At 34.4% G+C, this 20269-nt stretch carries 20 protein-coding genes and 1 pseudogene; 16 read left to right on the top strand and 5 right to left on the bottom strand.

Annotated elements, in window-relative coordinates:
• Positions 1-9 precede the first annotated feature (9 nt).
• From comX to A2J09_RS17705, 4 genes are all read left to right on the top strand, one after another.
• Positions 10-192, top strand: a complete 183-nt coding sequence (comX, locus tag A2J09_RS17725) for a competence pheromone ComX (protein ID WP_012296015.1) — start codon at positions 10-12, stop codon at positions 190-192.
• Positions 131-2446, top strand: coding sequence for a sensor histidine kinase (locus A2J09_RS17720; RefSeq protein ID WP_145912392.1), 2316 nt, complete (start codon positions 131-133; stop codon positions 2444-2446). The genes comX and A2J09_RS17720 overlap by 62 nt, the downstream gene beginning before the upstream one ends.
• Positions 2439-3062, top strand: a complete 624-nt coding sequence (locus A2J09_RS17715; protein WP_036162429.1) for a response regulator transcription factor — start codon at positions 2439-2441, stop codon at positions 3060-3062. The genes A2J09_RS17720 and A2J09_RS17715 overlap by 8 nt, the downstream gene beginning before the upstream one ends.
• A 968-nt stretch (positions 3063-4030) precedes the next feature.
• Positions 4031-4252 (top strand): hypothetical protein, encoded by a 222-nt coding sequence (locus A2J09_RS17705; RefSeq protein ID WP_012296011.1) that lies wholly within the window; start codon positions 4031-4033, stop codon positions 4250-4252.
• Between the two features lie 175 nt (positions 4253-4427).
• On the opposite strand, the pseudogene A2J09_RS23170 reads toward A2J09_RS17705, so the two are convergent.
• Positions 4428-4541, bottom strand: a pseudogene (locus A2J09_RS23170) (TetR/AcrR family transcriptional regulator); the annotation flags it as partial.
• Positions 4542-4625: 84 nt separating this feature from the next.
• Positions 4626-4964 (bottom strand): winged helix-turn-helix transcriptional regulator, encoded by a 339-nt coding sequence (locus A2J09_RS17700; protein WP_012296009.1) that lies wholly within the window; start codon positions 4962-4964, stop codon positions 4626-4628.
• A 253-nt stretch (positions 4965-5217) separates the two neighbouring features.
• On the opposite strand from A2J09_RS17700, the gene A2J09_RS17695 reads away from it, so the two are divergent.
• The 10 genes from A2J09_RS17695 (at position 5218) to A2J09_RS17645 (ending at position 14137) form a co-directional block, all read left to right on the top strand.
• Positions 5218-5931, top strand: coding sequence for an SDR family oxidoreductase (locus tag A2J09_RS17695; protein WP_012296008.1), 714 nt, complete (start codon positions 5218-5220; stop codon positions 5929-5931).
• A gap of 285 nt (positions 5932-6216) precedes the next feature.
• Positions 6217-6909, top strand: coding sequence for a stalk domain-containing protein (locus tag A2J09_RS17690; protein ID WP_012296007.1), 693 nt, complete (start codon positions 6217-6219; stop codon positions 6907-6909).
• Positions 6910-7124: 215 nt separating this feature from the next.
• Entirely contained in the window at positions 7125-8486 is a 1362-nt protein-coding gene (locus tag A2J09_RS17685; RefSeq protein ID WP_012296006.1) for a TraB/GumN family protein, read from the top strand.
• Between the two features lie 258 nt (positions 8487-8744).
• A complete protein-coding gene (locus A2J09_RS17680) occupies positions 8745-9278 on the top strand; it encodes an RNA polymerase sigma factor (RefSeq protein ID WP_031416685.1) in 534 nt (177 codons plus the stop codon).
• Entirely contained in the window at positions 9265-10902 is a 1638-nt protein-coding gene (locus A2J09_RS17675) for a DUF4179 domain-containing protein (RefSeq protein ID WP_012296004.1), read from the top strand. Before A2J09_RS17680 ends, A2J09_RS17675 begins: the two co-directional genes overlap by 14 nt.
• Positions 10903-11050: 148 nt before the next feature.
• The gene (locus A2J09_RS17670) at positions 11051-11329 is read left to right on the top strand and encodes a transporter suffix domain-containing protein (RefSeq protein ID WP_012296003.1); all 279 of its coding nucleotides are present in this window, start codon (positions 11051-11053) and stop codon (positions 11327-11329) included.
• Positions 11319-11744, top strand: a complete 426-nt coding sequence (locus A2J09_RS17665) for a MarR family winged helix-turn-helix transcriptional regulator (protein ID WP_012296002.1) — start codon at positions 11319-11321, stop codon at positions 11742-11744. Before A2J09_RS17670 ends, A2J09_RS17665 begins: the two co-directional genes overlap by 11 nt.
• 538 nt (positions 11745-12282) lie before the next feature.
• The gene (locus tag A2J09_RS17655; RefSeq protein ID WP_012296001.1) at positions 12283-12660 is read left to right on the top strand and encodes a GntR family transcriptional regulator; all 378 of its coding nucleotides are present in this window, start codon (positions 12283-12285) and stop codon (positions 12658-12660) included.
• Complete coding sequence (locus tag A2J09_RS17650; RefSeq protein ID WP_012296000.1) at positions 12661-13518, top strand: ABC transporter ATP-binding protein; 858 nt, start codon at positions 12661-12663, stop codon at positions 13516-13518. It begins immediately after the preceding gene.
• Positions 13519-13522: 4 nt separating this feature from the next.
• Positions 13523-14137 (top strand): ABC-2 transporter permease, encoded by a 615-nt coding sequence (locus A2J09_RS17645; protein ID WP_012295999.1) that lies wholly within the window; start codon positions 13523-13525, stop codon positions 14135-14137.
• Between the two features lie 46 nt (positions 14138-14183).
• Here the strand turns inward: A2J09_RS17645 and A2J09_RS17640 are convergent, their stop codons facing one another.
• Together A2J09_RS17640 and A2J09_RS17635 are read right to left on the bottom strand one after the other, a co-directional pair.
• Entirely contained in the window at positions 14184-15797 is a 1614-nt protein-coding gene (locus tag A2J09_RS17640) for a hypothetical protein (RefSeq protein ID WP_012295998.1), read from the bottom strand.
• Positions 15794-16576, bottom strand: coding sequence for an ABC transporter ATP-binding protein (locus tag A2J09_RS17635; protein ID WP_012295997.1), 783 nt, complete (start codon positions 16574-16576; stop codon positions 15794-15796). Before A2J09_RS17635 ends, A2J09_RS17640 begins: the two co-directional genes overlap by 4 nt.
• 309 nt (positions 16577-16885) lie before the next feature.
• On the opposite strand from A2J09_RS17635, the gene A2J09_RS17630 reads away from it, so the two are divergent.
• Positions 16886-18355 (top strand): MocR-like pyridoxine biosynthesis transcription factor PdxR, encoded by a 1470-nt coding sequence (locus A2J09_RS17630; protein ID WP_012295996.1) that lies wholly within the window; start codon positions 16886-16888, stop codon positions 18353-18355.
• A 4-nt stretch (positions 18356-18359) separates the two neighbouring features.
• Positions 18360-19265, top strand: a complete 906-nt coding sequence (locus A2J09_RS17625) for a D-alanine--D-alanine ligase (RefSeq protein WP_036162422.1) — start codon at positions 18360-18362, stop codon at positions 19263-19265.
• Positions 19266-19315: 50 nt separating this feature from the next.
• On the opposite strand, the gene A2J09_RS17620 is transcribed toward A2J09_RS17625, so the two are convergent.
• Entirely contained in the window at positions 19316-20155 is an 840-nt protein-coding gene (locus A2J09_RS17620; protein ID WP_012295994.1) for a YitT family protein, read from the bottom strand.
• Positions 20156-20269 lie beyond the last annotated feature (114 nt).

Here is a 20269-nt window from a genome sequence, read left to right as displayed (position 1 = left end):
GGTTGTAATTTGAGAAAATTAATTCAGTATTTATTAGAAAATCCTAGTTTAATTGTTTCCTTAAAAGAAAACAAATTGTCATTAGTAGGTGTTACAACACGAGAGCAACAGGCTATTTTGGAAGCATTTAATGAGCCTATCTATTTTAGAGGGCTTGGATGGCGCGGAGCAGTGGATGAAAATAAAATATAGTGCGTTTTTATTTACGATTATTAGCTATACATTAGCGATCGTATATATGTTATCTATCAGTTTCAGATTTCCATTGATCGGCATTGAAGTCGAAAGAGTACATAATGATTGGGTCATAAAGAATTTTACCTATCCTGAGTGGGCAAACCTTAATGATGTAGAAAAAGGGAATATTATTTTAGAGGTAGATAATAAAGAAATAGAAACAGGAAAAGACACAAAAGAATATTTGGTAAGAAGTGCAAATAGTATCTTGTTAGAAGATTCACAGGGTAATTTAAAGACTATACAAATTAAGTATTCAGAGTTGCCATATCAATTTTTGCATGCTTTCATTATTCCATTAGTTTATTTCTTTATCAATTTAACGTTGTGTATTTATTTATATACATATAAAAGAAAAACCTTTCAATCCTTGGGCATCTTTATTTTATTTATACTGACAGTTTCATTAACTTATAGCAGTGTGGGAGCTTCTACTCGGTTAGATAGTTTAGGCATATTTATAATAAGTAATGGTTTAATATTAAGCTTAATTTTATTAATTCATTTTTTATGCAATTATCTTAAATCTTTAAGTATTCATTTCACTTTTATAGTGAATAAAATGATCTTATATGGATTTACTTGTATTGTTGGTTTATTGACGCTATGTGAGATGGTTGATCCTTTGATAAGACCATTCAATACAATCCTAATTTTAGTTATATTTTGTATTCTAATACTTTATGCTATTTTTATAATGGGTATGTCTTACATAAGATATCGTAAGCAACAATTTTTGCTATTATTTTTATGTTTGATAGTACCATTCCTCCCGTTTATGCTACTCTACGTTCTACCGATTCTTTTATTTAAACAATTTATCATATCATCTTCGGTTAGCGCTTTGTTTTTATTAGTTATCCCTATTTCTTTACTATTGGTGCAATTTCCTGAGCGGTTGTTTGATTTAGATTATCAAATTTCCAAGATCCGTAATTATAGTTTGTTTTCATTAACGTTAGCTGCTTTAATATGTACAGGGATTTATCTTACTATTCATATTTATTTAATGGATTTACTGTATATCTTTTTATTTGTGTTTATATTATTGGTAGTTGCACTCTATATTAAAGAAAAGATAGATTATGCTAATCGGAAGCTACTATATTCCCCTAAAGGAGATTATATTCACGTTGTCCATAAAACTATCGAACGCATTATAAAAGTGACAACAGTTGAAGAATTATTAGAGCGCTTTACAGAGGAACTATCACAACAATTAGCTGTTAGTAATATTACTATTTATATCTACTCTACAGTTGATGGAACAGTTATTAAGAATGATTTACCGTCTGTTCCCGTCTTTAATTTTGATACTATTGAAAAATTAAGCTTAGGTGAGATAAAGAAAATAGGGGACCTTTATATAGGTTGTTTACATGAAACCTTAGATCAAAAATACATTCTTACGATTGGGGATAAAGATAAAGTTTATTTAAAAAGAGAAGAGTTATTATGCCTTGAACTGTTGATTATGTACATAAGTAACTTTATTGAAAATACGCAATTGGTTGAAGACTTAATCTACCAATTGAATACTTCTCAAAAACCAGGTAAGCCATATCCTCCATGGCTAAGGAAATTCGTTTGGATAAAGCTCGAAAACGAAAAATATCAGCTAGCTCAAGAGCTCCATGATACGATTCTTCAAGAACAAATCCATCTAATTAGAGAGATAGATAAATTTCAAGACAAGCAAGTACAAAAAGAAATACAACAACTCATTCAGCAGCATCGCGAAAATCTGGTTGAGCTTAATCACCAATTACGCTATTATTGTGGAAAATTGAAGCCACCACTACTAGAAAAGCAAGGTTTAAAGGCAGCATTAAATAAATTATTTGCAGAGACAGATCAGCGTGCGGATTTCGCTATCATTCTTGAAATTGAAGATGTAGAGTTAGCGAATGCTGATTATCCTTTACTCATTTATCGAACAGTACAAGAATTATTAAATAACGCAATAAAGCATTCACAAGCTACCTATGTGAAGATACAACTTATCTCTACACTATATGGCTTTGAGCTGGTGTATTTGGATAATGGTATAGGCTGCGATTTGTCCGAAAGTGAACGGAAAAATTCTATGGGACTCCAAGGAATAATAGAGCGTATTTATGCTTATAACGGTTTTATCCAAATTGAGTCTGCTCCTGACGAAGGGATGCGCGTCCATATAAAAATAGAGGAAGGAGTTACTTATGATTAAACTACTTATAGTAGACGACCATCCTATGATTTTGGATGGCAGTAAAAAGCTTTTTAACGCCGTATCAGACATTTCAATTGATACATTAAATGATATAGAGTCATTTGCAGATGTTATTGAGAAAAAAGTGTATGATGTTTTTTTAATTGATGTTAATCTCGGTGCTTGCAGTGGTCTAACATTTGCTGAATTAGTGAAGGAAAAATATCCATCCTCAATTGTAATTTTATATACGGGTGATGATATTAAAGATTACTATTCCTTAATTATTGAAAAGAAAATTAATAATGTGATTTCGAAAACAGCAACAAAAGATCGGATATTAAAAACCATTTACGCAGCCATGAACAATGATCTGTTACTTCCTGAAAACTTTATTGATTATGTTAATGATCGGTATTCAGGGAACTCTCTCAAAAAAATTTTGCGCTTCAATAACAGAGAAAAAAGAATACTCGAGCTCGTAATGGAAGGATATACGAATCAGGCTATTGCGCTTGAACTGGGTGTAAAGCAACGGACAATTGAAAATAATTTAACACAAATCTATGCACTGTTAAATGTGGGGACACGTGCTGAAGCGGTAATAAAAGCGAAGGAGATGGGGTTGATTTGAAAATTAGGGAGAGTAGTATAACGCTTATACTGCTCTTTTTAACCATAACCTTTCGAACTTAAATACGAAAAATCCTCATTAGAAGTCTTTGCCTATGGTAATCGTTTTACCTGTAGTTTTAAGTTTAAAGTATAGTTTTTCTTTAGTTGCATTTTATTTGAATAAAAACTTCTTTCTATTTAGGTAATAATAACCAGTGAAATCTACCTTCTTCTCTTCCTGAAAGAGTAAATAATGTCCCTGCTGCTCCAGAAAAGGAGTCACCCAAAGGCTTATAGTTTAAGGGAGGAATTCGTGGTGAATCAATTACGGTAGAAATCAAACACCAGAAATGCCCATAATCAAAACATATCTACTATAGAAGTTTTTTTGGGTATAAATCCTGCGAAAATATGATACTGAATTTCTAGTAGGATCTTTAAAATTTATATTTATTAGACTACTGAAGCTTTTTATATTTTTTATATAAAAATATACTCGAAGTTAGACTGGAGATAATTCCTAGAGAATGCATTATAATAAAAAATGGTTGTTGTTCAATAATAGCAATAATGGTTGCAAATATAAAAAAGACTAATAAGATTAGTAAGCCAGTTAATGATTGTTTAATTATATTCATATAATAAAAATCTCCTTACAATAAAAAGAGTAACACGGTTACACTAACCTTCTTTTTAATTATCTATCTATCGATTAAATTACGTAAATTAAGCCTCCAACAATCCCATCAACGCTTCCTGTGCCTTATCCAACTTCTATTCCAGCACCACCATCAAAGGCTAAAAGTTCAGTAAAATATTTGTCCCCCTAAAAAATATATATATTCCTTTAATATTAAACAATTGCGTGTTTACGCATTTTAATCATGAGTAATCATGCAATTTAAATCGTTTGTTCTTTTCCTTAATTATAGAAATATATAATCATTCAAAGTAAAAATCAAAAAGTTTTACTTTGAACAAGAAGAAATGTTTTTACAAATGAATAATTTGCAGGAAACTAGAGCGTCTTTAATTGCAGATAAAAAGGATTTACAAATACAATTTAATGCTGGAGTAATTACTAGTGCAGAAGTGGAAAGAATAGATAGAGATATTCAGCGAATTGATTCAGAAATTAAAATTTATAAATGCGAATACTATATGCTAAGTGAAAAGTATACACAGGCATTAAATGGATATTTTATGTAATTATTAACGTTATTGTAGGTTACTTTCAACTAGTATATAAAAATTTGATTAAACTCGTATAAAGGTAAATGATTTACCTTTATACGAGTTTTAACTTGGTGTAGCATTTTCTTTTTATTGGAATTACCTATCAGTCTCTTTCTCGGAAAATGCCTGAAGCATTTTTTTAATATCTTAATGCCGTAGCAGTCATAATATCTTGAATAGAAGTTTGGTTGTAACCTTGTTTATTAAATAAACTTAGTGAAGTTTGGATAATAAGATCACGTATTTGATCTTCTTTATTCATTGAATTTCGTCCATTTTGCACAATGATAGAAGCAATTAATGCTTAACTTTAAAGTATGCCTTACTTACAGTTTAAATATTATTTTTATAAATTTAATCCAAATCTTTTTAGTTCAATGAAAATCCCTTCCAAGCCTTTTCCCTTTTTTGTTAGCGTATATTCCACGCGAGGGGGAACCTCAGGGTATACCTTTCTTTCTAATATTCCTTGGTCCTCTAGCAACTTAAGTCGGAGGGAAAGTGTTTTCGGGCTAATTCCATCCATTGATTTCAATAGGTCACTAAAGCGCATCGTTCCTTCTATAAGCAGATCACGAATAATCAAAAATGTCCATTTAGTCCCAATCACATCCAGCGTTTTAGCAATGGGACAAGTCTCACCTGGAGTTCCTTTGGTCAACACGACTGGCTCAATCACATTCATCAGAAGCAGCCTCCTAAAATTTCTTTATCTAATTCACCCTATACTACCACAATAGTATCCTTTTAGAAACTTTATATAATAAATATCACTACTTCCATAAATGAAGTTACTGTATATATAATAGCGTTGTGGCTGGATTGAAGAGGTGATCTTAATGAGACTTCTGATACCCATTGAAAATTAATGCTTGATATACACATGCAAGAGAAATTAAATGTTTAATTTACCATTGGTAAATATAGGGGGTAAAAACATGTTAAAAGATAAAAAGATTGTCATTATTGGTGGGAGCTCAGGAATTGGCTTGGAATCTGCGAAACAACTAATAGCCGAAGGTGCTGAAGTAATCATTGCAAGCCGATCTGAAGATAAATTACGGAATGCAAAAGAGCAATTGGGGGCGAAGGCTATAGCTTACATACTAGATACAACACAAGAACAGCAAGTTGTGTCTTTCTTTGAAAAAGTTGGTCCGTTCGATCATCTCGTAGTAAGCGCAGCAGAAACATCCGGTGGCTCATTTCTCCAAACAAGTACAGCTCAAGCTCGACAGTTGTTTGAAAACAAATTTTGGGGGCAGTATTATGCAGCTAAATACGGCGCGTTAAACATTTTACCAAACGGTTCCATTACTTTGTTTTCTGGGGTTGTAGCCTATAAGTCTATGATTGGTTCAGCAAATCTAGGTGCAGTCAATGCAGCTGTTTCAAATCTGGGTCAAACTTTGGCATTAGAACTTGCTCCGATTCGAGTGAATATTATTTCACCAGGTATCATTGATACACCTTCTCGTAATAAAATGCCAGAAGAAGTACGTAATAATTTCTATGCTTCTGTTGAAAACAAACTTCCAGTGAAACGTATAGGGAGGGCTGAAGATGTTGCACAAAGCGTATTATACTTACTAAAAAATAGTTTCGTGACCGGAACCATTCTTCATGTAGAAGGAGGACACATTTTAGCTTAAGTCCGTAACTAAATGAAAAAATGCATACGGGTTTAAGAAATGTTCAGATACTGATACTATTAAAAGGGAAAAGCTTCAATTTCATAAACAAAAGTCTGTGAGATTAAACAAATATAGCCTAGTAACCTTAGGCTTCATTTAAAAGGCAAATTTAATGATGTAGAATAAGAATTGCTTATGACCAAAGAGGTGATAAACAGGTTTTTTCTATTTTGAACAATATCTTGGAATATAGTATGTAATTTTTGGTATAATTACATATAAATATATTAAGGAGTGTACTATATGAAAAAACTACTTATCATAACAAGTTATTTAGGCTTTTTTATATTAGGAGGTTTAACCTTCACCTACCTTTCAACAACAGACGCAGCAAGCAGTTTGAAAAAAATAAATGTTTATCAAGATACGATTCATTACTATGTAGATAAGGTGGAAAAAAAGCCACAAGAGGGTCAATCTGGCTTTATTTATGAAGGAACTACCTATGTTCCGATGCGATTTATTGCTGAATCATTAGGAAAAAATGTGACATGGGATGGCAAATCAAAATCCGTTTATATTGGTGATGTTCCTAAATTCATCTCTTTAAAAGATGTAAAACCTATTGGGAGTGATGAAGATCACTTCTTCCATAACCCGAGCTCTATTGTTATTAGTACTGGAGAAAAGTTTGAACAATCCTATCAACTAGGAGGTTTCCACGGTGGAGGGGCTGTACAAGATCATACAGTTGAATACTTAGTTAATGGAAAGTATAAGACATTTGAAACATCTCTAACGCCTGTTAAAAAGCTAGCAGCGGGCTCATTCGGCATAGGCTATATGAAAATTTACGCGGATAATAAATTGATCTATGATAGTGGATCAATAAAAGAAAAGGTAAAGGTTAATGTTAATTTAGACGGTGCTTCAAAAGTGAAGTTTGAAATGGAAGGCAGTGGCCTTGGTATATTAGACCCTAAATTTACGCAATAAGCTTTAATTTAAAGGCGATGACAAGAATGTGTGTCATCGTCTTATTTAATGGGGTGAATATTGTTTAACATTGATCTTGAATAACTATAGCGACATAATTAAGAGTCCATACATTTTTGTAAATATTTTCACATTTACATATAAAATAGTTGGTATATTTATGGTATAATTTCAAACGTTGTAGTTAAGGAAGAAGAAAAGGGAGAGAAAATCTTATGATAAAAAAGATCATGAAACGTACAAGCGCTATTTTGCTTGGTGCTTCATTGATGCTAACAACGGTTGTACCTGTGATTCATGCGGAGGAGCAGTCACTGCCTCTAACACCGTCAATTAGTGAGTGGGCAATATCAACATTAAATGAGGGTGAAAAATACGGAATCTACCCAATGGAATGGTATTTTGATGGTTTCCTTCAAGAAATTCCGGTAGATAAAGTAAATGAACTACTAGCTTTAACAGAAAAGAAAATTGCATCTCTAGGCTTAGAAGAAAACAAACAATATAAACCAGTGAGTGTGAAGAACGATAACACACGTGGGGATATTGTAAAACGTTTATATAATATTGTAGCGCGCTATGATTTATCTGTGGGTAAAGATCCTATTCAATTTATGAAAGAGCATAATATTTTACAAGGCTCTTCAAACGGATTGCAACTGGAGAACAAGGCAACGACACAACAAGCTGTTATATTAGCTGTGCGTTTCATTCAGAGTACATATGCGCTTGCAGAGCAAGGTTCGAACGGAGTAGCTTGGGTTGTCGAGGATGAGGATACACTTGTATATTTACTAGGTTCTATTCATCTAGGAACACCAGACTTATATCCATTTAATAAAAAGCTAGTAAAGGCATTCAATGAATCGGATGCGCTATTAGTAGAGGCGAATATCTTGGATACGAAAGCACTCGAATACTATGCAGAAAAAGCAATGTATACAGATGGTAAAACACTAAAAGATACGGTTGCACCAGAAACATACGCGAAGCTTGAACAAGTCGCTAAGCTTTACAATCTTCCAATGGAGGAACTGACAGTGCAAAAGCCATGGATGCTTTCTAACGCATTATCAATGCTGGCAATGGACGATTCCTTTGGAATGACACCACAAGAAATGGCAATGCATGGGATTGATATATACTTTTTATTGAACGCACAGTTACAGCAAAAGCCAGTGATTGAATTAGAAGGTACAAGAGCACAGGTTGATATGTTTGAAGCATTATCCCCAGAGGCACAGGAGGAATCACTAGTTGCTGTGTTGGATAATATCATAAATCCATCTGAAGAAAATCAATCCGAAATGCTTCAAGAATGGTTTACAAGCTGGCAGCAAGGGAATGTTGAAGAATTCGCAAAAAGCTTCCAAGCAATGGAGGGTACATCATCTGAGTTCAATGAAATGCTTTTCGGTTTACGTGATGAGCAAATGGCCAAGAAGATCATGAATGTACTGGAAGAGAAAAAAGGGACGTACTTCGTTGTTGTGGGATCAGGACATTTCCTAGTAGATAAAAATATTCGTTATCATTTGGAGAAAAACGGATACAAGGTAAAGCCGTTTTATCAATAAAATTTGAAAAGGCTACCCAAAGCTATGAATTTAGCTAGGGTTGCCTTTTTTTTAGTTGCACCCATAATATCCTAACCCAATGATATAATCTAAAGCTAAAAAACAGAGGGTTTTAGATATCCTATCATAAACACTATTGCTACCTGTTTTTATTGTGAGGTTAATTGAATTACATAACAAGAAAGTTCTAAAAAAGATGAACCATTTCTAATAGTCATTTGTTTATAAAGTAGAACAGTCAGAAAGGAGTGACTCAGATTGACAGAACGAGAATTATTTGATTCATACAATAAGGATGTATACCGTACCTGTTACTACATGCTAAGAAATGCACAAGATGCAGAGGATCTCTGCCATGATGTATTTGTCACCGTGTTCCGTCAGGATTGGAAAAGCATTGAGCATACACGTGCTTGGATTATGCGCATTGCGATGAACCAATGCTTAAACTTGTTAAAAAGAAAGCAGGCTCAATTGAAAAAACAAGGTCAGGTTCAACTTCTTCATGAGCAGAATACGGCATTGGTCAAGTCCGTAGACACTATTGTCATGGAGAAGGTAGCTGGGGAGGAATGGGAGGAATTGCTCAAGCAGCTGCCAGAAAAGCTCATGGCCGTTGTCACCCTTCGTTTTATCGGTGAGTTGTCGTTAGTAGAAATCGCAGAAGCGTTAAAAATTCCTGTAGGTACAGTGAAGTCGAGGCTGCATAAAGCATTAAAAATAATGCGCAAAAAACTGGAACAAAACCAAAATCTATGGTTGAAGGGAGAGAATCAATTTGGAACGCACTGAACAGAAGCTGAAAAAATTGATGAAGGCAGATCATAATATGGTCTACCCTGACTTTGAACAAATGTGGAGCTCTATTGAACAAGATGAGTTAAAGATGGCTGAAGGTGAAACGATTGAACAACGCCCCCGCAGAAGAAAGAAATTCGCTTTGGTGGCTGGACTAGCTGTCGCGCTCATGGCCACGCCAGTTTATGCAGCTCTGAATTATGATTGGTCAAACATTCTTTCATATAGAGCTGGTATTCAATCGGCATTAGCACAAGGCTTAGGTCAGACGATTGAGCAATCCATTACGAAGGACGGATTTACGTTAACGGTACACACGGCGTTTATAGATGATAATAGAACTTCTTTACTGTATAGCCTGAAACCTAACACCTCTTGGGATGGAAATGATGTAAGATTTGATCAGATTGGATTAAAAGATTCAGAGGGGAACTTTATTGAGGGAGTGTATTTACAGGATTGGAACGAAGAACTTGGTATGTTCCAAGGTATATTTGAGACAGAATGGGTGGCAAAAGACCAGACGACTAATATTGATTTTACGATAGAAGGAATTCAAATCATCGATGTTGGAAAGCAGTCTATCAACTATGATCCTAACAACTTTAATACTCAAGTCTTACCTATTCACAAGGATGGCATTGATAGTGTAACCTTACATTCCTTTGAACATTCAAAAGGGAAAGTACTACTTCAATCAACGGTTACATTTACAGATCCTGATATGCAGGATAAAGGGATTTTTATAGAGGCTATGAATGTAAAAGATAATTCCATCCAAAAATCTGAAACTTTTAGTTTCCACCCTCCAGGGGAAGTTACAGAGAGATACTTGAGTCAGCAAATATTTAAATCGGATGTGTTACAGGCTGAAGGCGCAAAATTCCAGCTTACTTATGATTACATCACAGAGACCAAAGAGAGTACCTGGAATATTAATATGGACCTATCAAAAAAACACTTGGAAAATGGGTCATTTAAACAAGTACTAAATATTCCATTGGACAATGAAATTGCTGTTGGGGCTAAAATCCATGAAATAAAAGTGACCCCGACTCAAGTACGATTGATTTTTACATCCAAAGATAAAGAGACATACATCCGTGTGCCTTACAATGACTATTACCTTGATGTAGGTGGAACACTATTAAAAGGAAGATTAAATTTAGAAGCAAACAGAACGGAACTTCATTTTGAAATGGTAGGTCTGAATGCTACTGCCTTAGCCAATCAACCTGTAACGCTTGTTGCGAAGGAACGAGTTAATGAGTTCGAAGGGGATAGTCAACCAGTTCGACTGACTAATATATCGGACAAACCTCAAACTAAAACGTCTAGTATTGGTGGATATCCTATCACATGGACATATTATAAGAAAGACAATTACTTCTATGTGGAGTCTTCTAGTACAAATCCATCGTTCGGTGGAGTTGGGCAAACATATTACTTGGATAATAATGAAAGAGTCGGTGGAATACCGCGCATACGCTTGGATCATAATAAAATAATAGACGAGTATGATAATTTCAATAAAAAAGACATTGATATTTATATTTGGAAGTACGCAACTCTCCAACCTGATGAAGAACTCCGTATACCTCTAAGAATAGGAGAATAAGGATGAAAATCACCCCATCTATTTGGACAATCAAAACTCAAATAGATGGGGTTTTTTACTCATTATGTCCATAATTGCTTTACTTACAATAATATTTAATATATAGTTAAGTTAACTTAACTAAATTATTAAATAGGAGAATCATTGTATGCCCTCTATCGAAAAACAAAAGTCCATTGCCTATAAATTGGGTATTGGGATTATTATTTTTTCACTTTCGTTGTGGTTAATTCCAATTATTACACCATTCACACCTATTCCTACGAAAGTAAAAGCAGGTATTATTCCAGGCAGCATCATTGTAGCTGAAATCTTATTTTGGTTGGGCGCTTTACTTGTCGGGAAAGAAGTAGCTAACAAATTTAAAGGCTATCTTAATCCTAAAAAATGGCGTGAAAAAGGTGATACTCAAAAAAATGAAGACTAATCATGTAGCAGAGCAAATTAATCAAACGATTGAAGATATTTGGATTGTTCTTGAGAAAATGGAAAGAGACTATACTAAGTTCAATTTAAATAATCAGCAAGCGGTCCTTTTGGCATTAGTGATTCGTCATCCTTCCATTTCACCATCAGAAATAGCCGAGAAAATGACGATTACCAAAAGTGCCGTGAGCCAGCAGATAGCAAAGCTTGAAAAGGATGGCTATATTATAAAAAAGCAGCATGCCAAGGATAAACGTGGCTTTTCAATTGAATTAGGTGAAAAAGGGTTGCTGTATAAACAGGAAAGTGAAGCTTTTAATCAAGTAATCACTGAGAAATATCAAGCGCAGCTATCGGATGAGGATTTGGCGAATGTGCTAGAGGCACTAGAAATGTTAAAAAAAGCGCTACTGTGAAATTATGTAAATAATTAGATGTTTAACTTATTTAAATGCCTATAGTATCCCTAAACATAAAAGGGGGAATACATATGACAATCTACTTTGTCCAATCGTACACAACCAAACATCATCATAGTCAGTAGTCTTGCTATCTTTATTATTTAATTAATATTGAATAGGAAGACTTTTTCTCATGTAATCGTATAAATAAAGCTGATGGAGAGCTTTATCGAATACGGTTTTTTTATTTGTCAAAAAATGAGGAGGCAAAAGTGATGAAAAAAATGGATTACCAAAATGTACGTGGTACACAAGATTATTTACCTGAGCATGAGGTTACTAGGCGCACTTTAAAAGACACGCTTATGGCTGTAAGCAGATTGAGACACCTATACTTGATTTTCAATTTAAACGTAAAAGCATGTAGTCATTCATTTGGCTATATGCTTTTATTTTTATTTCACAAAAAGGAAAATTTTACTTGCATATTTGTATCGATGTGTATATATTGTATATAAAGTATATATACAATATTTCAAGAAGAGGGATTTGCATGCAAATTATTATTTCGAACAGTTCTAAAGAGCCTATTTATGAGCAGATCTATGCACAGATTAAAAAGCTTATTCTAACAGGGCAATTACAAGAAGGTCAGCCATTACCTTCTATGCGCCAACTTGCAAAAGATTTAGAGATTAGTGTCATTACGACGAAGCGGGCATATGAGGAGCTTGAAAAAAATGGCTATATTTACTCTATTGTTGGGAAAGGCTCATTCATCTCTGAACAAAATTCAGAAATGATGGAGGAAAGAAAAATGAAGGCCATTGAGGAAAAACTGTTGGTGGCGATTCAAAATGCGAAGGAAATGGATATTAGTTTGGCGGAGTTAAAGGCTATGCTTACTTTATTGTATACGGAGGATGAATAAATGGAAAATGTTATTGAATTACAGCATATACAAAAGTCCTTTAATGGTTTTCAAATAAAGGATTTTTCAATCCACGTTAAAAAAGGGTTTGTTACAGGGTTTATTGGAGGAAATGGTGCAGGAAAATCAACGACCATTAAAATGATTATGAATTTATTGCAGCAGGATAGTGGGACTATTTCTATTTTTGGTAAAAATTATGATAAACACGAAAAGGAAATAAAGGAACGTATCGGTTTTGTTTATGATGAGAATATATTTTATGAAAATATCACACTCAAGGATATGAAAAGGATTATTAAACCTGCCTATAAAAGATGGGATGATGAGGCATTTCAGCATTATGTGGAACAGTTTGAGTTGCCCTTGAACAAAAATATGAAGACCTTTTCGAAAGGGATGAAAATGAAAGCATCATTAGCCATCGCGTTAGCACATCACGCTGAGTTAATCATAATGGATGAACCAACATCTGGCCTTGACCCTATTTTTCGCAGAGAATTACTCAATATTTTACATGAGTTAATGCAAGATGAGGACAAAACTATATTTTTCTCCACACATATTACTACAGATTTAGATCGTATCGCAGATTATATAACGTTTATTCATAATGGCGAGCATATTTTTACAAAGGAGTTTTACAAAATTCAAGAGGAATACGCTATTGTTAAAGGAACCTTGGATTTATTAGATCGTGAAACGGAGCAGGAATTCGTCTCCCTTCGTAAAACAAACAGGGGTTTTGAAGCATTAACAACCAATAAACATCGGGTAGCTACTATATTTGGCGATACAGTTGTGATTGAAAAGCCTACGCTTGAAGACATTATGTATTATACAAAGAAAGGATGGTAAGGATATGTTGAATCTTATTCTAAAAGATATATTAATTCAAAAAAACATTCTAATCATTTACATAGCAACGATTATTCTTTATTTAATGGTCAATGTTCCATCAGTATATATAGTATTTATATATAGTATCGTATTTGTTTTAAGTGCTTTTTCGAATGATGAAAAAGATAATGCTAATATTTTACTCAATTCATTACCTTATACAAGGAGAGAAATTGTTAGTTCAAAATATATTGGAGCTTTAATTTTTACAGGGCTTTTTATGTGTTATACGTATTTGTTCGACTTTCTTTTAAATGGGAAACAGGTAGCTGTATTGTGGAAAGAAATATTGCTGATTATGGGCCTCGTTATGATTGTCATTTCTTTTATCCTGCCGATTTCCTATAAATTTAAAACAAAGTATTTAACTATTGCTATTATGGGGTTATTGGGTGTTTATATGGTGATCATCAATTATTTTGTCCCTAACTTAAATAAACAAATAACAACTGTTGTGCAAAATTTCATGACTGTACAGGAAATACAACTATACCTTATTGTCTCATTACTAATCGTTCTAATATATATAGGCTCATGGATGCTCTCGGTAAGGATATATAAGCGCAAGGCATTTTAAAAGAAAACGGCCGGTCCCATATAAGGTGGGACTCGAGCCGTTTTTGTCATTTGAAAGCTAACTTCCATACTAGCATGTTGATGAAAAAAAGCACTATGAAATAAATAGTCGGTCCGAATGCCGCTTGACTAACAATTAAATAGTGGAGACCTGCCAGCATAGCTAAAGGGATAAACAATAAAACAGTTTTCCAGCCTTGAGCATCTCCAACCTCATCATATGGTTTGGTAAAAGGTATTTTATTGCTCATCATCAAGAAACAAAATAGTGTATATAACCAGCTTGTCACTAAAACTACTAGTAGATCTGGGATAATTCGAATACCGTAAATATAGCTAAAGACCAAACTTAGTACTAAAAATAGTGGGACATACAATTTGATTAAAAAAGCCTTTAAACTGCCTTTTTGTAAATTCGTATAATCTTTTAATGGAAGTATCTTATAAATCCACGCAGCTTTATATTTAGCCGAATGACCAAGTAAAAGTACTGCAGCTGGAATAATCATCATACTAAAATAAATATTTAAGTAGCTCATACTAGTAGCGTAATCAATCTTTTCGGATCTGCTAAAGGTAAATATAAAAATAAATGGGATAATAAATGAAAAACCTAATGAAGGGTAAACTTTGAGCTTAAACTCTCGTTCTTGTTTCATCATAAGAGAGGCGAAACGAAAGAATGCTCTTTCTTCATGTGTTCTACATAGCATTGCTAATAAATACGTCTTCAGTCGATTGTGCTTCTCTTTTTTTGATTTACTTGTACTTAATAATTTTTGAAGGTTACGTTCAAAGGTTGGAATGAGTTTAATATATAAGCCAATCGAAAGTATCGGTATGATTACGGCAAAGATGCTGTATAGTATTGTTAATAAAGAAGTATCACCATTTAGTAATAAGTCAAAGGGCGCTGCGAACCACATGGGTATTAGGAAGAGACTCCACCAATGAAATGACACTGTCATATCCAAATCAACGAATTCAAAGGATCGAATGAGAACCTGATAGCCGATCATGAGCATTAACGACAAGGCAATTTGTACATAGTTAATCATATCCTTCAGCTTTTCACCATCAAAGAAGCGTAAAATGGCAATATATAAAATGGCAGTGATCGCTACAATAAACAAATTAATTAATATAATCTCTAGAACGGTTAAAAGGAAAAATACAATTCCTTGCGTAAAAAGGCTGACAAGTAAAGGGATACCTGTTAAGGCAATCGTTAAATAGAATAAGTAAATGAAAATATGCATAAATTTTGCAGCGTTAATGGTTCTAGCAGAAATCGGCTTAGTTGATAGTATACTTTTATCTCGTACATCTAATAGTACTGAGGAAAAGTCAGAAATCAATGAAGTCATAATTAAAAAAATGATCATGGCAAACGCAATGCTCATTTGAAATAGAAAATTTTGACCAAACCCCATGAGTGGAATAAGAATAAGGCCGAATAAAACATAAATCCATAGCGATTTAATATAGCCATATTTTTGATTGTCCTTCTTTTTGTTCTGGTTAAATAGTGTGGGTACTTTACGTTCATCCATCGTTAATTTGATATGAAGAATTTTTCTCATTAGGTCATAATCAATGCCCATTTTTACAAAGAGCCAGCGGAATAAATCAAGCAATTGGAGTGTTTTAAAATCGGTCATGATTGTACTCCTCGAACGATGGATACAAATTTCTCACCAATCTCCTGATGCTCATGAAATCCTGTTAATTGATTAAAGATCCTTTCTAGCGTTCCCTCAGTGTTACCGGCTTGTAATTGCGCAAATGTACCGTCCGCTGCTATGTTGCCATCATATAGCAGGATGATGCGACTACTGATCTTTTCCACGACATCCATAATATGAGATGAGTAAAATATTGTTTTTCCATTGGCTGCAAGCTGTGTTAAAATCTCTTTAAAAATCATTACACTGTTTGCATCTAAACCATTGATCGGTTCATCTAAAAATAGTAAGTCTGGATTATGTATAAGACTAGCAATGATTAATAGTTTTTGTCGCATGCCCTTCGAATACGAGGAAATTCTAGAATGGTATGCCTCACCCACTCCAAACAATTCCATGAGCGATTTCGATTTGTTAGCTGCTTCCTCTAGCTCTAGCCCATATAACTGACCGATAAAGGTTAAATATTCATAGCCTGTCAAATTGTCATACACATCCGCAATTTCTGGAACGTAACCAATTCTCCGCTTATAGTCTATTTGATCTTGCCCAATACTTTTGCCAAAGAGCTTAATTTCACCGCCATAATCACCTTCAAGTCCCAAAATAATTTTAACAGTCGTGCTTTTGCCAGCACCATTAGGACCAATATATCCGATAATTTCTCCTCTAGTTGCATGAAGGTTTACACCTTTTAATATTTCCTTATTTCCATAACTTTTCGTTAAATTTGTAATCGTTAAAATGTCTTCCAATTTCGTGCACCTCCATATTATAGAAAAAATATCCATTAATACACTATAACATATAAAAAGAAAATATATTCCTATTGGGAATGGTCCATTGTTGACCTAATGGACCATGAAGGAAGGTTAATGTCTTTTCGTCTAGGCGAATCATTTTTAAATCAATCACTATGTCCCTTATCATGTTAACAGTGTAAAAGATCGTTATCACGTTTGATACGGTTGACATTTTTGAAATAAGATAGAAAGAAGAACAACCACTATAATAGGAAATTACATGATGAGTGGACCTTTTGAGTTCGCTCTCGTTGTGCAAGAATGAAGCAAGGGGGTCAGGGATTGTTTAATGATTTTAAGATGGTGGATGATCGTCCTGTTTATGTGCAATTGAAGGATTATGTTCAAGACATGATTGTCAAAGGGCATCTGTTAGAACATCAAAAGCTTCCATCTACCCGTGAACTTAGTAAGCTATTAGCAGTTAGCAGAAATACAGTGTTAAATGCATATGCCGAGCTAGAGCAGGATGGCATCATTTATGCAGTGAAGGGAAAAGGCAACTTTGTAGGTAAGGTTACTACTTTGAAAACGTCCACTATCGAACTTGATTGGAAGAATAGGCTTAATACTGCAACTTTATTAGCTGATGAAATCGATTTAGTACGACAAGATATAAAGTGGCAAAAAGGAATGATCTCCTTTACCAGCATTGCTCCAGAAGAAAAGCTTTTTGATGTGGAAAATTTTAAAAGGGCTTTTCTTACACGGATGTCTCTTGAAGGCGATATTGTGCTGAATTATGGCTATGCAAAAGGGTATAAGCCTTTAATCGATTATCTCCTTCATTATATGGAAATGAAGGGCGTAGATATTTCTAATAAAGATATTTTAATTACTAACGGCTTTACGGAGGGATTAGATATTTTATTATCCTCAATAGCCAAAAAATCTGGGCGTGTACTATGTGAAAATCCTACACACCACGCAGCATTGAAGCTTTTTCGTTTACATGGGCTAGATATACATGGCATTGATATGAGAGATGATGGGATTGACATGGGGCAGGTGGAAAAAACGTTAGCCAAAATGGATTATGATTTTGCCTATCTTATTCCGTCCTATCATAATCCAACAGGCATTGTCACTTCTTCTGAGAAGAGGAATGCTATCTTTCAGCTATTTTCCAACTTTGAAATACCTATTGTAGAAGATGGCTTTAATGAGGAATTAAGGTATTCAAGCTCTCATTTGGCGCCACTCATCGCTTTTAGTGGGTCAGGTAATAACATTGTCTACATTGGCAGCTTTTCTAAAATTCTTTTCCCAGGTTTACGTGTTGGCTGGATTTTAGCAGATAAGGCGTTAATTGCTAGCCTAGAAAGCATGAAAAGAGCGCGAACAATTCATACATCGACATTGGATCAGGCAGTGTTATATCAATATTTACAGGATGGTTATTTTGAAAAATATTTAAAGAAAGCAAGATCCGTTTACAAGAAAAAATATGAGCTTGCTCGTCAAGCCTCTATGCAATATATCCCTTTTTGCAAAATCAGAGGGGATGGAGGACTTCATCTCTTTATTGAACTAGAAGAGGGCATTGATGCTCGCGAATTATTAGAAAAATGTTATGACAAAGGCGTGGTGTTTTATCCAGGAGATGTATTTTACACAAATGGACTTGGTAGAAACACATTTCGCCTAGGGTTTTCACGGTTATCAGAAGAAGATATTGTTCGGGGTATTCAAATTATCGGTGATACATTAAGAAATGATAGAAGGGGTTGAAAAAATGCGAGTTGGCGTAATCATGGGTGGCACCTCCTCTGAAAAGCAGGTCTCGATGATGACAGGGAAGGAAATGGTTGCTCATTTAAATAAACAAAAATACGATGTTGTTGAAATCTTATTGGAAGACCATCAAGAGGTAATAGAAAAAGTGCAAGGTATCGATGTAGCTTTATTAGCATTACACGGTAAGTTTGGGGAGGATGGCACGATTCAAGGTGTGTTAGAAACATTGGGTATCCCTTATACAGGAAGCGGTCTTCTAGCAAGTAGTTTGTGCATGGATAAAAATATGGCCAAAAAAATACTGCGCTATGAAGGGATCGCAACACCAGATTGGATGCATCTCATAAGGGGAGAGGTGCTACCATTACAGGACATAGAGCTGATAGGTTATCCGCTTGTTGTTAAACCAAATGCTGGTGGCTCTAGTGTAGGTGTTCAAATTGTCCATGATCGAAATGCCTTATTGGCAGCTGTTTCAGAGGTATTTAAGTGGGATAACGAAATCATTATTGAGCAGTACATGATTGGTGACGAAATTACATGCCCAATCCTCAATGATAAGCTATTACCAGTCCTCTCAATCAAACATACGGCAGTATTTTTTGATTACCAGGCGAAATATGATGATGCTTCAACAATAGAGGAGCCTGTGGAACTCCCACTTGCTATTCATGACCGTGTGGCAAAGGCTGCGATGACCAGCTATAAGTCTTTAAAATGTAGTGTGTATGCTAGAGTAGATATGTTAATTAAAGAGGGCGTTCCCTATGTGTTGGAGGTTAATACATTACCTGGCATGACCCAAAATAGCCTGCTACCCAAAAGCGCCCTTGCCGCTGGAATAAGCTATTCTGCCCTATTAGATAGCATAATTGATAGCTCCTTACAAATTGATAATAGATAAATAGAAAAAACACCTTTTTGTTGTCACATCCAAAAGGTGTTTTGACTATCTTATGATTTTGCTAATTCAATAAAGCCTTCTCCAAAAACATCCCTTACATCATGAATGGCAATAAAGGCATCCTTGTCGACTTCTTTAACTATTTTTTTGAGCTTTACAACTTCTTGCTTACTAATGACGATATATAAAATTTCTTTTTGTTCCTTTGTATAATAGCCATGACCAGAAAGTACCGTAACGCCACGGTTCATGTAAGCAGTTACCTGTCCAGCAATGTCTTCAGGTTTTTTAGAGATGATTGTAATTGCTTTTTTAGGATTAACTCCTTCGATAACGAACTCCATCACCTTTGTACCAACATAAAGCATGATTATCGTTAACATTAATGCCTCTGCACCGATGATAAAATAAGATGAAAAAGCAACGATTAAATCAAAGAATAAAAGTCCATAGCTAATACTCCAACCAAGGTATTTGTTGGTGATTCTAGCTAAAATCGTAGAACCAGCAGTTGTACCTCCAACTCGAATAATTAAACCAATACCGACCCCAGCAAATACTCCACCAAAAATCGTATTAACGATAATTTCATTTGAGGAAATCGACCAAGATTCCGTTAAATGTAAGAATAAAGAATGGAATGAGACGGCAATAATCGTATAAATTGTTGTTTGTCTATTTAGAAATTTATAGCCAACTATTAGTAAAGCTGCATTCATAATAAAGCTGACAATACTCGGAGACCATCCGAAAAGATAATAGGCTATAATCGTTAAACCCGTTACGCCACCTTCACCCAAATCATTCGGAATAACAAATAAGTTAACTGCCAGGGCAAAGAGCAGTGATCCAAGCATAATCATTAAAATATCCATTACGTATTTTTTCATTCACATAACACCACCATATCAAATTAGATTTTTTCTTAAATCCATACTATATCAGGTTTTCACCAAATGATATACTTTTTTTGTAATGTTCATTTAGGATATATCGTCCTTTTT

It is taken from the genome of Lysinibacillus sphaericus (assembly GCF_001629735.1).
In the GTDB taxonomy this organism is placed as follows: domain Bacteria; phylum Bacillota; class Bacilli; order Bacillales_A; family Planococcaceae; genus Lysinibacillus; species Lysinibacillus pinottii.
The sequence above is the reverse complement of the archived record's forward strand: the minus strand, read 5'-3'. Positions and strand labels throughout refer to the sequence as shown.